This is a genomic window from Roseateles sp. Mitsp63, assembly GCF_059491535.1.
In genome coordinates, this window is the sequence record NZ_CP168509.1 from 1,350,878 (window position 1) to 1,363,123 (window position 12,246).

Sequence of the window (12,246 nt, forward strand, 5' to 3'; positions counted from 1 at the left end):
GGCTCGCGCATTGTCGCTCAGCGGCGGTCAGCGCTTATGGGCGGCCATCCACTGCTCGAGGTAGTGGATGTCCGTGCCGCCTTCGATGAACTTGGCATCGGCCATCAGCTCGCGGTGCAGCGGGATGTTGGTCTGGATGCCTTCGACGACGGTCTCCGACAGCGCGATGCGCATGCGGGCCAGGGCCTGCTCGCGGGTGTCGCCGTGGACGATGATCTTGCCGATCATCGAGTCGTAGTTCGGCGGCACGAAGTAGTTGGTGTACGCATGCGAGTCCACGCGCACGCCAGGGCCGCCCGGCGGGTGCCACATCGTGATGCGGCCCGGCGACGGGATGAACTTGACCGGGTCCTCGGCGTTGATGCGGCACTCGATCGAGTGGCCGCGCATCGTGATGTTGCGCTGGGTGAAGGGCAGCTTCTCGCCGGCGGCGATGCGGATCTGCATCTGCACGATGTCGATGCCGGTCACCAGCTCGGTCACCGGGTGCTCGACCTGCACGCGGGTGTTCATCTCGATGAAGTAGAACTCGCCGTCCTCGTACAGGAACTCGAAGGTGCCCGCGCCGCGGTAGCCCATCTTCTTGCAGGCGGCGGCGCAGCGGTCGCCCACGCGCTCGATCAGGCGGCGGGGAATGCCGGGAGCCGGCGCTTCCTCGATGATCTTCTGGTGACGGCGCTGCATGGAGCAGTCGCGCTCGCCCAGCCAGACGGCGTTCTTCTGGCCGTCGGCCAGCACCTGGATCTCCACGTGGCGCGGATGCTCCAGGAACTTCTCCATGTAGACCTGCGGATTGCCGAAGGCCGCGCCCGCCTCGGCCTTGGTCATCTGCACCGCGTTGACCAGCGCGGCCTCGGTGTGGACCACGCGCATGCCGCGCCCGCCGCCGCCGCCGGCGGCCTTGATGATGACCGGATAGCCGATCGCGCGGGCGATGCGGACGATCTCCTTGGGGTCGTCCGGCAGGGCGCCCTCGGAGCCGGGCACGCAGGGCACGCCGGCCTTGATCATGGCCTGCTTGGCCGAGACCTTGTCGCCCATGGTCCGGATGTTGTCCGGGGTCGGGCCGATGAAGGTGAAGCCGCTGCGCTCGACGCGCTCGGCGAAGTCGGCGTTCTCGGACAGGAAGCCGTATCCGGGGTGGATGGCCTCGGCGTCGGTGACCTCGGCCGTCGCGATGATGGCCGGCATCGACAGATAGCTCTGCGCGGACGGCGCGGGGCCGATGCAGACGGCCTCGTCGGCCAGCTTCACGTACTTCGCGTCGCGGTCCGCTTCCGAATACACGACGACCGACTTCACGCCCAGCTCGCGGCACGCGCGCTGGATGCGGAGCGCGATCTCGCCGCGATTCGCAATGAGGATCTTCTTGAACATCTCGGACGCCTTACTCGATGATGATCAGCGCCTGGCCGAATTCCACCGGTTGGCCGTTCTCGATCAGGATCTTCGTGATCGTGCCGGCCTTGTCGGCCTCGATCTCGTTCATGATCTTCATCGCCTCGATGATGCAGATCGGGTCGCCTTCCTTGACCTGCTGGCCGACTTCGGCGAACGGCTTGGCGTTCGGGCTCGAGGCGCGGTAGAAGGTGCCGACCATCGGCGACTTCACGACGTGGCCCGTCTCGACGGGCGGGGCGGCGGGGGCTGCCGGCGCGGCAGCCGCGGCCGGCTGGGCCACCGGGGCGGCGACCATCTGCGGCGCGGCCTGCATCATGGGCATGGCGGCCACGACGGGCTGGCCATCGGACTTGACGATGCGCACCTTGCCATCGGCTTCGGTGATTTCAAGTTCAGAGATGTTCGACTCGGAAACGAGGTCGATCAGGGTCTTGAGCTTGCGCAAATCCATAAGAACTCTCCAACGGGGATCGGTTGTGATCTTCGGTGATGTCTTCCGGTCCGTCACGCGGGTCGACGGACCGCGGCGCTCAGGGGGACGAGGCCGGCCGGCTCAACTGGTCGATTGCGAACTGCAGCGCCAGCCGGTAACCGGCCGGGCCGAGCCCGCAGATCACGCCTTCCGCGATCGCCGACACGTAGCTGTGGTGGCGGAACGGTTCGCGCTTGTGGACGTTGGACAGGTGCACTTCGATCACCGGCAGCGCCACCCCGGCCAGCGCATCGCGGATCGCGACGCTGGTATGGGTGTAGGCCGCCGGATTGATGATGATGAAGCGCGTGCCGTCGCGACCCGCGGCGTGAATGCGGTCCACCAGCGCACCTTCGTGGTTGCTCTGATAGCTCTCCAGAGCTACGCCGGCTTTCTGCGCGATCTGGCGGAGATCTGCATCGATTTCCGCCAAAGTGGTCGCGCCATATACCCCAGGCTCGCGGGTGCCGAGCAGATTGAGGTTGGGGCCGTGTAGTACCAGGACTTGCATTCAGCGACCGGGTCCCGCCAATTAGAGCGAAGACACTAGAAGCGTAAAAGGGTGGACTTTACGCCTTTTGGCTCCAGATCCCGGCAGCAGCCCAAAAATAAATGGCTTGACCCGGCGGGGGGCGGCCGCTATGGCCGAGCGCCCCTGCTTCTAGGGGTTGACCCGAGGTCAGGCGCCAGCGGCGCGGGCCATCTCGCGCAGCTCATCCAGATGCGTGGCGCCGAGTTTGCGCCAGATGGGCTCCCCTTGCGGGCCGAACGCGACGGTAAATGGCAACCCTCCCTTGGCGTTGCCGAGCGTCTTCGACAGATCGGTGCCGGTCAGGCCCGCCAGCGCCACCGGGAACTTCAGCGGGATCTTCTCCAGGAATCCGCGCACCGGCGTGGGCGCATCCACCGCCAGGCCCAGCACTTGCCAGCCCTTCGCGACGAACTCGTCGTGGAACTGGTTGATCTCGGGCAGTTCCTTCACACACGGCGCGCACCACGTCGCCCAGAAATTCAGCAGCAGCGGCTTGCCGCGCAGATGAGCGGCGGGCTGATAGGTCTTCTGATCGAGCGTGTCGAAACTGGCATTCCAGAAGGCGGCGGCCTCCGCGGACAAGGGACCCGGCGCGATGCCGCCGGCGTCAGCGGCCTGGCGCTCGTGGCGCAGGGCGACATACGCGCCGCCACCGGCGGCCAGCACGCCGGCGGCACCCAATCCCAGAACTGCGCGTCGTTGCATTCAATCGTCCTTGTTCGTCATCAGTTGGCGCAGGGCGGCCAGGTCGCCGCGCTCGGTCCGGCCGCGCGCGTCGGGCTTGAGCGCGCCGCGCAGGTCGTCATGGTCCAGGATGGTCAGCGCGATCGTGACCCGCTCGTTCAGCGCGCGGCAGGGAGCGTCCAGGATCAACTGGTCGACGGTCTGGCCCTTGGCGTTGCGCGACTGGCCGACGTCGTAATCGATGCCCTGGTTCAGCAGCGCGATCTCCGCCGATTTGCTGTCATCGCAATACAGCTGCAGGTGGATGTTGGAGAGCCGCGTCGCGGTGCCGCGCCAGACGGCGCCGCTCAGGTGCGGGCGGAACTCCGCCAGGCGCTCCATCCAGGCAGCCGCCAGTTCGCGCAGCGCCTGCAATTCCGCCGGCTGGGTGTCGGCGCAGAAGATGTCCAGGTACTCGCGGACCTGGTCCTCGAGTTCGTCGTTGCTCGGCAGCGCCGTGCGGGGCGGCAGGCCCAGCACCTTCAGCGCGCGGGACTTGGCGGGGCCGTATTCCAGGCCTTCCTCCACCACCAGCCGGGCGGCGGCGGCGGCGATCTCGGTGGTCAGTTCGGTGGTCATGGCGTTCCAGTCGCTCGGCGGGAAGTCCGGGCGGGAGCGCTCAGGGTACCTCGACCGCGCCCATCCGGGCCTCGATGGTGCCAGCACGGCCGATCACGTAGGGCGAGCCGGGGCGTTTCTCGAACCGCTTGGGCGCCGGCAGCATCACCGCCAGCCGGGCGGCCTGGTTCGGACCGAGCTTCGAGGCGTCGATCCGGTAGTAATGACGCGCCGCGGCCTGGGCGCCGAACACGCCTTCGCCCCACTCGACGTTGTTCAGGTAGATCTCGAGGATGCGCTGCTTGCTCAGCAGCGCCTCCAGCAGGAAGGTCAGCACGAACTCCTGGCCCTTGCGCACGAGGGTGCGCTCGGAGTTCAGGAACAGGTTCTTGGCCAGTTGCTGGGTGATCGTCGATCCGCCAATGACCTTGGGAACCGGCGGCGGCCGGCTGGAACTGGCCTTCGCGAGGCGGGCGGCGCGCTTGTCGGCCTGCTCCTGCGCGCGCTGGTTCTTGTCCCAGGCCTTCTCGATCGCATCCCAGTCGACACCGCCGTGCTCGCTGAAGCCGGCATCCTCGCTGGCGATGACGGCGCGCTTGAGGTGGCGGCTGATCAGGCCGTCGTCGACCCACTGCTGCGCCCAGAGGATCTGATGCTTCTCGCGCAGCAGGCGCAGCGCCTCCGAGCGCTGGAAGGTGGTCGACTGCGGCGACACCACCGCCATCAACGCGATGCGGGCGGCGAAGAACAGCTGCAGGCAGACGAGGCTGACCAGCAGCATGCCGGCGAAGCGCCAGAACTGCTTCATGGCGGCGCCTCAGTGCGACGCCAGCTGCCGCCGCACGCCGGCCAGCACGGTCGCGCTGTCCGGACGCACGCCGCGCCAGACGAAGAAGGCCTCGGCGGCCTGTTCGACCAGCATGCCGAGTCCGTCGAGCGTGAGCCCGCCGGGTCCGGCCTGGCCGGCGGCCCAGTTCAGGAACGGGAGGGAGGACGCGCCATACATCATGTCCACCGCCAGGCCGCCGCGCGCCAGCACGGGGGCGTCCGGATCCGGCAGCGGCAGGCCCGCGCCGCTGAGCGAGGCGCTCGTCCCATTGATCAGCACGTCATGCCGGCCCTCGGGCGCGGCGGCGTCGAGACCGCCCGCGCTCAGGCGCACGCCGTGCTGTCCGGCCCAGGCGCGATGGCTGTCGGCCAGCGCCAGCGCCTTGTCCGGGCTGCGGTTGACGATGCGGATCTCCGCGGGCCGGCCGCCGATCAGGGGGCCCAGCACGCCGGCCGATGCGCCGCCCGCGCCGATCAGCAGCACGCGCAGGCCGCGCAGCGGCCGCTGCGCATTGCGCTCGATGTCGGCGACCAGGCCGGCGCCATCGGTGTTGTCGCCCAGCCAGCCGCCAGCCGCCTCGTCATCGAAGCGCATCGTGTTGACCGCGCCGGCCAGCTGCGCGCGCGCCGTCTTGCGCGCGGCGAGGCGGAAGGCCTCGAACTTGAACGGCACCGTGACGTTGCAGCCGCGGCCGCCCGCCGCGACGAAGGCGCGGATCGAGGCCTCGAAGGCATCCAGCGGACAGAGCAGCCGTTCATAGACCAGCGACTGGCCGGTCTGCGCGGCGAACGCGGCATGGATCTCGGGCGACCGGCTGTGCGCGACCGGATTGCCGGCCACCGCGTAGCGGTCGACGCCGGTGTCGAAGGCGGAGGGGGCAGCGCTCATGACGGCTCGGGCTCTATCTATATAGGAGGAGGGCGGGGCGGCCGTCAGGACGGCTGCGCGCTGAGTGTCGTCTCGAGGTTCTCGTCGCGGGTGAAGCGGAAGCGCGAGGTGATGACCAGCAACTCGGCGCCCTGGCGCATCTGCGTCGTGAACTGGCCGAACGGCGCGCTCGCGCGGACGATCGCGACGGCGCGCCGGTCCAGCACCGCGTTGCCGGAGCTTTGCACGATGTCGGTCTCGACGACGCGGCCGCGGGCGTCGACGTGGATGTTCATGGTCAGCTCGCCGTAGAGCTTGCGTCCCTGGTAGGTCGGGAAGTCGCGGGTGCCGCGGGTCTCGATGCGGCGGCGGAGCTGGTCGTAGTACTGCGCGTAGACCACCTCGCGCGTGGCCGGACTGACGTAGCGCTTCTTGGGCCGCGAGTTCTCATCGTTGACGCGCTTCTCGATCTCGGCGAGCAGTTGCACGAGCTGGCGGCGGCGTTCGGCCTGCTGGCGCGCCTCGGGCGTGCCCTTGTCCCGCAGCGGATCGGGCATGGGCAGGATCGCGAGTTCGCGCCGCACCCGCGTCAGCAGCTGCTCCTGCGCGTCCTGCAGCTGCTGGATCTGGCTGTGCTGGACCTCGGTGCTGTCGCCGGTCTCGATCTTGGGCGAGGGCGGCAACGGCGAGGTGGCGCGCACGTCGCCGGCCATCTCGCCGCCGCCGGCCAGGTTGGCCTGCGCGAGCGCCTGCGCCTTGACGGGCGCCTCCTGGCCGCGCGCGTTGACGAGGATCACCTCCAGCGGCGTGTCCTGGAACAGGCGGTCGAACTGGTCGGGCGCGACGAACTTCAAGGTGCCCAGCCCGACGTGCAGGCCGACCGAGAAGATCAGCGCGGCGGACAGGGGGCTGAGCTTGGACAGGGCGGCGAGCTTGGGCATGGAGTCGGGGTTCAGGACGCGCTGGACGGCGCGGGGGCCGGGGCGGCGCTGCCGTCGGCGCCGTCGTCGTTGACGTCGATGGCCAGCGTCAGCACGCCGCTCGGCTCTTCGTCTTCCTCGGTGTCGTCGGCCCCGGCCGGGGCGGCCTCGGCATCGAGGCGCTCGACCAGGCTGGCGTGGATGTCCAGCGTCAGTTCATCCAGGCCGGTGATGCGCACCTTCACGTGGCTGTTGCGCGGCAGGCCCTCGCAGCCGAGCGCGCGGAACACCAGCGGCAGCTCGTCGGCGCGCACCAGGCCGTCCTTCAGCACGGAGGCGGTGAGCTCGGTGATGCCCTGCTGCTGCAGGTAGCGCAGCGTCCAGTAGCGCTCGATGCCGGACTGGAAGCCGTTGTAGGCGCTGTAGGCGGCGTCGAAGCCCGAGATGATCGAGAACAGCTGCGCGTCCTTGGGCTTGAACGGCGCGGCCAGCGCGGCGGTGCGGCCGTGGCGGGCGCAGGCGATGATCTGCCACTGGTTCACCAGGTCGACGTAGCGGCGCAGCGGCGAGGTGGCCCAGGTGTATTGCGCCACGCCCATGCCCGCGTGCGGCGCCGGCTTGGTGCCCATGCGGACCTTCATGCCGGGCGCGAGGCTGGCCTGGCTGCGGTAGATGCCGGGCACGCCGCAGTCGGCCAGGATGCCGCCCCAGCTCGAGTTGGCCAGGATCATGGCCTCGGCCACGATCAGGTCCAGCGCCGCGCCGCGCTGGCGCACGCTGATGGTGACCTGCTCGGCGCCCGTTGGTTCGCGCTCGCCGTGGCTGTCGAGGCGGAAGTTGTAGTCCGGCCGGTTGAAGGTCTCGGGCTTGCCGCGCACGACCTCGCGCTTGGCCTTCAGGTCCTTGGCCAGGCGGTAGGCGAAGGCCAGTTCCGGCGCGAAGGCGTAGTCCGCCGGCGCGGCGCCGGTCAGCGTCGCGTCGGTGATGACGTGGTCGAGCTTGTCGTGGCGCAGGTTGGCGGCGATGGGCACGCGCTCGAGCCGGGTCTCGCGGGCGGTGATCTCGAGCGTCGCCTCGTCCATCGTCAGGTAGATGCTGACGGCGGGGCAGTCGCGGCCCTCGATCAGCGTGTAGGCCTGGACGACCTCGTCGGGCAGCATGGTCAGCTTCCAGCCCGGCATGTAGACGGTGGAGAAGCGTTCGCGCGCGACCTTGTCGACCGGCGAGTCCGGCTGGAAGGCCAGGCCCGGCGCCGCGATGTGCACGCCGAAGACCACCGTGCCGGTGCCCAGGCCCTGGACGGACAGCGCGTCGTCGATCTCGGTGGTGGCCGAGTCGTCGATCGAGAAGGCCTGCACGGGCGCCAGCGGCAGCTCGTCCTTGATCTCGGGCGCGGACAGCGCGGGGAAACTGGTGCCCTTGGGGAAGTGCTCGAAGAGGAAGCGCTTCCAGTGGAACTGGTAGGGGCTGGCGATCGCGCCGGCGTCCTTGAGCAGGTCCAGCGGCGCCTTCTGGCTGCGCTTGGCGGCCTCGACGACGGCCTTGTACTCGGCGCCGTTCTTGTCCGGACGGAACAGGATCTTGTAGATCTGCTCGGCGATCGGCGCCGGGCATTGGCCCGCGGCCAGCTCGACGGCCCACTGCTCGATCTGGGCGGCGATCTGCTTCTTGCGCTCGATGCCCAGCAGCGCCGCCTTGACGACGTCGGCCGATGCCTTCTTGAACTGGCCCTTGCCGACGCGGCGGAAGTAATGCGGCGCCTCGAACAGACGGAACAGCGCGCCGGCCTGCTGGCTCAGCGTCGCCTTTTCGTCGAAATAGTCGCGGGCCAGGTCGGCGAAGCCGAACTCGCCTTCGGGGGCGAACTCCCAGGCCAGGTCGAGGTCGATCTCCTGGGCCAGACGCTGGCCGTCCGCGATCAGTTCGGCCGGGGACGGCTTGTCGAACTTGAGGAGGACATGGGCGGCTTTCACTTTGACGCGCTTGCCCGAATCGAGCTCGATCTGCATCGAGGATTCGGCTTCGGACAGGACGCGGCCGGCGAGAAATTTTCCGGCGTCTTCGAACAGGGCAAACATAGCTGCGGGATTGTCGCTGATCGTGGAGGGGGGTCCCGATGGGTGCGCGTGGGGGGCGTGTCAATTCGTTGTCAACGCGCGGTCACGGCGGCTTCGCATACTCGCCGCGCACCGTCCGACTTCATGCCACCGCGTTTCCACACCCTCATCGCCGCGCAGTTCTTTTCCGCCTTGGCCGACAACGCGCTCCTGATCGTCGGCATCGCGCTGCTGCGCGAGATGGGGCAGCCCGCCTGGTGGGCGCCGCTGCTCAAGCTGTGCTTCACCCTGGCCTATGTCGGGCTGGCGCCGGTGGTGGGACTGCTCGCCGACGCGTGGCCCAAGGCCGCGCTGATGACCTGCATGAATGGGCTGAAGGCGGTCGGTGTCGGCGCCATGGCCGTGGGGCTGGACCCCTTGCTGGCCTTCGGCATCGTCGGCACGGCGGCGGCCTGCTACGCGCCGGCCAAGTACGGCCTGATCACGGAGATCGTGCCGCCGGCCAGGCTCGTCGCGGCCAATGGCTGGATCGAGGTGTCGGTCGTGTGCTCGGTGCTGCTGGGCACGCTGGTCGGCGGCTTGCTGGTGAGTCCGTGGTGGACGGCGGCGATCGGCGCGCTGGGCGCCCGCCGGCCGCTGGTGGCGTCGCTGTGCGCGCTGCTCGGAATCTACGCGCTGGCGGCGTTGCTGCAGCTGCGCGTGCCGGACAGTGGCGTCCGATATCCGCGGCCGCCGCGCGGAGCGCGGGAGATCCTGGGCGACTTCCGCGCGGCCAATCGCGCGTTGTGGCGCGACCGGCTGGGCGGGCGGCTGTCGCTGTCGATGACGACGCTCTTCTGGGGCGCGGGGGCGACCTTGCAGCTCGCGGTGCTGCAGTGGGCGCAGGATGTGCTCGGCCTTCGCCTGAACCAGGGCGCCTATCTGCAGGCGACGGTGGCCATCGGGGTGGTCGTGGGGGCGGGTCTTGCCGGCCGGTGGATCGCGCTGCACCACTCGCTGCGGGTGATGCCGCTGGGCCTGATGCTGGGCGCGCTGATGCTGGGGACGCCGTGGGTGACGTCGCTGGGCCTGGCGCTGCCGGCGATGGTGCTGGTGGGGGCGGTCGGAGGAGCGATGGTGGTGCCGATGAATGCGCTGCTGCAGCACCGGGGCGTGCAGATCCTGAGCGCGGGCCGGTCGATCGCGGTGCAGGGCTTCAACGAGAACCTGAGCATCCTGCTGATGCTGGGCGCGTACGCGGTGCTGCAGGCGCTGGGCGTGCCGCTGGTGTGGCTGATGAGCGGCCTGGGGCTGTTCGTCTTCCTGTGCGTGCTGATCCTGATGATCCGGCGCCGCGCGCGTCACGAGACGCTGGCGCCCGCCGCCGCCGAGGGCGGCATCTCCGGCTGAGCCGATCTGCCCCCAGCCTCTCGCCAAGGAACTCCCTCGCCCCGCTTGCGGGGAGAGCAACCGTGTCAAGCGCTGCTGCTTACGAACTCCCTCGCCCCCCGCGAGGGGGAGAGGGCAGGGGAGAGGGGGTGCTTCGAAGGGCAGCAGCGCTGTGGCACGAGCCCCCTCTCCCCTCCCTCTCCCCGCTGGGGCGAGGGTGTAGGAACGAGCGAGCGCTGCCGGCAAGAACTCCCTCGCCCCCCGCGAGGGGGGCGAGGGGGTAAGAAGGAGCGAGTGCCGCCGGAGTTACTCCCTCGCCCCGCTTGCGGGGAGAGGGGAGGGGAGAGGGGGCGTCGAAGCGAGCCGGTGGATCCCTGTGCGGAGACGTCAGAGCGCCCGCGCTTCCATTCGCGACAGCTGCGATCCCGCCCGCAGCGCGATGGACGTGCCGTCGATCGCCGAGGCGTAGACCTGCTCGATCCCCTGGACGATGCCGTCCCAATCGAGCGATTCCGCGCTCTCGCGCGCCGCGAGGCCCATGGCGCGCAGCCGGGGCAGGTCGTCGATGAGCGCGAGCGTGCGGGCATGAAACGCCGCGGCTTCATTGAACGGCGCCAGTCCGCCGTTGACGCCGTCGCGCAGCAGCAGCGCGGCCGCGGCGTATTGATACGCCATCACCGGCAGTCCGCTGGCGAGGGCTTCGGGCGTGACGTTGCCGTAGGTTTCGGTGATCGAAGGGAAGACGAACAGGTCGCCGCTGGCGTAGCAGGCGGCAAGGTCCTCGCCATGGCGCATGCCGGCGAAGACCACGTTGGCCGATGGCGGCAGCGACTGCTCGAGTTCGGCGCGGGCGGGCCCGTCGCCGACCAGCACGAGCCGGGCGCGCGGCTGGCGCTGGCGGATCGCGGGCCAGAGGTCGACGAGCAGCTGGAGGTTCTTCTCCGCCGCGAGCCGCCCCACATGCACGAGCACCGGATCCCCCGGCGCGGCGCCCCAGCTTTCGCGCAGCGCCTCGCTGCGGTGCGACGGATGGAAGAGCTGCGTATCGACGCCGCGCGCGATCACGCTGACGTGGCGGAAGCCCTGGGCCATCAACTCGCTGGCGAGGGCGGCATTGGGCACCATCGTCGAGTGGCAGCGGTTGTGGAACTTGCGCAGGTAGGCCAGCAGCGGCCGGCGCAGCCAGCCGATGCCGTAATGCTGGGCATAGGCATGGAAGTTGGTGCGGAATTCCGACACCACCGGCAGCTTGAGCTGGCGCGCGGCCTGCAGCGCGGACCAGCCCATCGGCCCTTCGGTGGCGATGTGGACGATGTCGGGCCGCTTGCTCGCCCAGAGGTTCACCAGCGTGCGCTTGGACACGACGCCCATGCGCAGATGCGGGTAGCGCGGCACGGGCAGGCCGCGCATCAGGACCTCGTCCAGCGGCGCGCCGGGCTGGACGGGCGCGCCGGCGGGCGCCTGCCGCGGACGCAGCAGCTGCACCGCGTGATCGCGCGCCTGCAGCCCCTTCACGACGCACGCGATGCTGCGCGCCACGCCGTTCACCTCGGGCGGATAGGTCTCCGTCACCACCGCGACTCGGAAGTGCCGCTGGCGGGTGGGAAGCTCGTCGACTTCGAGTTCGATCGGCGGGGTCGTCATGGCGCGGATGATGGGTCCCCAACGCAACAGTTCTGTGACGGCGCGCACCGTCACGCGCCTGAAACACCCGATGGACACAGTCGCCACGCGTCCGTCATCGAGCCATCGCCGCACCGTCACGGCATTGCCATCGATCGGCGTCACGCTCCACCGCTCATCTCAAGGACGAGGCCCGCATGAAGGACTTTCTGGCACTTCTGAACGAACAGCGTTGGGACGACCACCGCTACTACCACCATTGCCGCATCAACCAGTCGCTGCATCTGCTGAGCGCCTGCTGCTTCGTGGTCGCCTATGGTCTGCTGCTCGTCGACCCCGCCTGGTCGGCGCTGCTGGCGTGGGGCGTGTCGATGACCAGCCGCCAGGCGGGTCACTTCTTCTTCGAGCCCAAGGGTTATGACCACGTGAACCAGGCGACCCACGAGCACAAGGAGGAGATCAAGGTCGGCTACAACCTGCGCCGCAAGATCGTCCTGATGGCGCTGTGGGCCGCGTCGCCGGTCGCGCTGTGGCTGCAGCCGGGCCTGTTCGGCCTGTTCGAGCCGGCCGCCAGCTTCGTCGATTACCTGCACCAGCTGGGCCTGGTGTGGTTCTGGCTGGGCGTGGGCGGGCTGGTGTTCCGCGTGCTCCAGCTGGCGGTGATCCGCGACCTGCGCACCGGCCTGGCCTGGGCGACGAAGATCATCACCGACCCCTTCCACGACATCCAGCTGTACCACCGCGCGCCGTTGCAACTGTTGCGCGGAGAGCGGCTCGATCCGGCGCTGTGGCCGCGCGGCGATGGGCACAATGCCGGCAACGGCGAACAGGCGGCCTGACTCATCCGCGCGAAGATGCGGGGCTCCGGCCGGCCCGCCGGGCCAAAGGAGTCTCCC

The 12,246-nt window shown here is 69.5% G+C and carries 12 protein-coding genes; 2 read left to right on the forward strand and 10 right to left on the reverse strand.

The genetic code is table 11. The annotated features are described in order from the left end of the window. Positions 1–27: 27 nt before the first annotated feature. The 9 genes from accC to ACEN96_RS05855 all read right to left on the reverse strand — a co-directional run bounded on the left by accC (position 28) and on the right by ACEN96_RS05855 (position 8,380). Positions 28–1,377, reverse strand: a complete 1,350-nt coding sequence (gene accC / locus ACEN96_RS05815) for an acetyl-CoA carboxylase biotin carboxylase subunit (protein WP_495587101.1) — start codon at positions 1,375–1,377, stop codon at positions 28–30. A gap of 10 nt (positions 1,378–1,387) precedes the next feature. Further along, a complete protein-coding gene (gene accB / locus ACEN96_RS05820; protein ID WP_495587102.1) occupies positions 1,388–1,852 on the reverse strand; it encodes an acetyl-CoA carboxylase biotin carboxyl carrier protein in 465 nt (154 codons plus the stop codon). A gap of 79 nt (positions 1,853–1,931) precedes the next feature. Next, positions 1,932–2,384 carry a type II 3-dehydroquinate dehydratase gene (gene aroQ / locus ACEN96_RS05825; RefSeq protein ID WP_495587103.1) on the reverse strand — a complete coding sequence of 151 codons (453 nt, stop codon included), beginning with the start codon at positions 2,382–2,384 and terminating at the stop codon, positions 1,932–1,934. A 168-nt stretch (positions 2,385–2,552) separates the two neighbouring features. Then, positions 2,553–3,110, reverse strand: a complete 558-nt coding sequence (locus tag ACEN96_RS05830; protein WP_495587104.1) for a TlpA family protein disulfide reductase — start codon at positions 3,108–3,110, stop codon at positions 2,553–2,555. Next, positions 3,111–3,707, reverse strand: coding sequence for a hypothetical protein (locus tag ACEN96_RS05835; protein WP_495587105.1), 597 nt, complete (start codon positions 3,705–3,707; stop codon positions 3,111–3,113). A gap of 40 nt (positions 3,708–3,747) precedes the next feature. After that, positions 3,748–4,494 carry a transglycosylase domain-containing protein gene (locus ACEN96_RS05840; RefSeq protein WP_495587106.1) on the reverse strand — a complete coding sequence of 249 codons (747 nt, stop codon included), beginning with the start codon at positions 4,492–4,494 and terminating at the stop codon, positions 3,748–3,750. Positions 4,495–4,503: 9 nt separating this feature from the next. After that, positions 4,504–5,403, reverse strand: coding sequence for a shikimate dehydrogenase (gene aroE, locus ACEN96_RS05845; RefSeq protein WP_495587107.1), 900 nt, complete (start codon positions 5,401–5,403; stop codon positions 4,504–4,506). A gap of 44 nt (positions 5,404–5,447) precedes the next feature. Then, the gene (locus tag ACEN96_RS05850) at positions 5,448–6,323 is read right to left on the reverse strand and encodes a cell envelope integrity TolA family protein (RefSeq protein ID WP_495587108.1); all 876 of its coding nucleotides are present in this window, start codon (positions 6,321–6,323) and stop codon (positions 5,448–5,450) included. A gap of 11 nt (positions 6,324–6,334) precedes the next feature. Beyond that, positions 6,335–8,380, reverse strand: a complete 2,046-nt coding sequence (locus tag ACEN96_RS05855) for a ribonuclease catalytic domain-containing protein (protein WP_495587109.1) — start codon at positions 8,378–8,380, stop codon at positions 6,335–6,337. 123 nt (positions 8,381–8,503) lie between these two features. Between ACEN96_RS05855 and lplT the strand changes: the two genes are divergently transcribed. Next, positions 8,504–9,748, forward strand: coding sequence for a lysophospholipid transporter LplT (gene lplT, locus ACEN96_RS05860; RefSeq protein WP_495587110.1), 1,245 nt, complete (start codon positions 8,504–8,506; stop codon positions 9,746–9,748). Between the two features lie 366 nt (positions 9,749–10,114). Here lplT and ACEN96_RS05865 read toward each other — a convergent pair whose 3' ends face one another. Then, complete coding sequence (locus tag ACEN96_RS05865) at positions 10,115–11,371, reverse strand: glycosyltransferase family 4 protein (protein WP_495587111.1); 1,257 nt, start codon at positions 11,369–11,371, stop codon at positions 10,115–10,117. Positions 11,372–11,547: 176 nt separating this feature from the next. Between ACEN96_RS05865 and ACEN96_RS05870 the strand changes: the two genes are divergently transcribed. Next, positions 11,548–12,189, forward strand: a complete 642-nt coding sequence (locus ACEN96_RS05870; RefSeq protein ID WP_495587112.1) for a hypothetical protein — start codon at positions 11,548–11,550, stop codon at positions 12,187–12,189. The last annotated feature ends 57 nt before the right edge of the window (positions 12,190–12,246 follow it).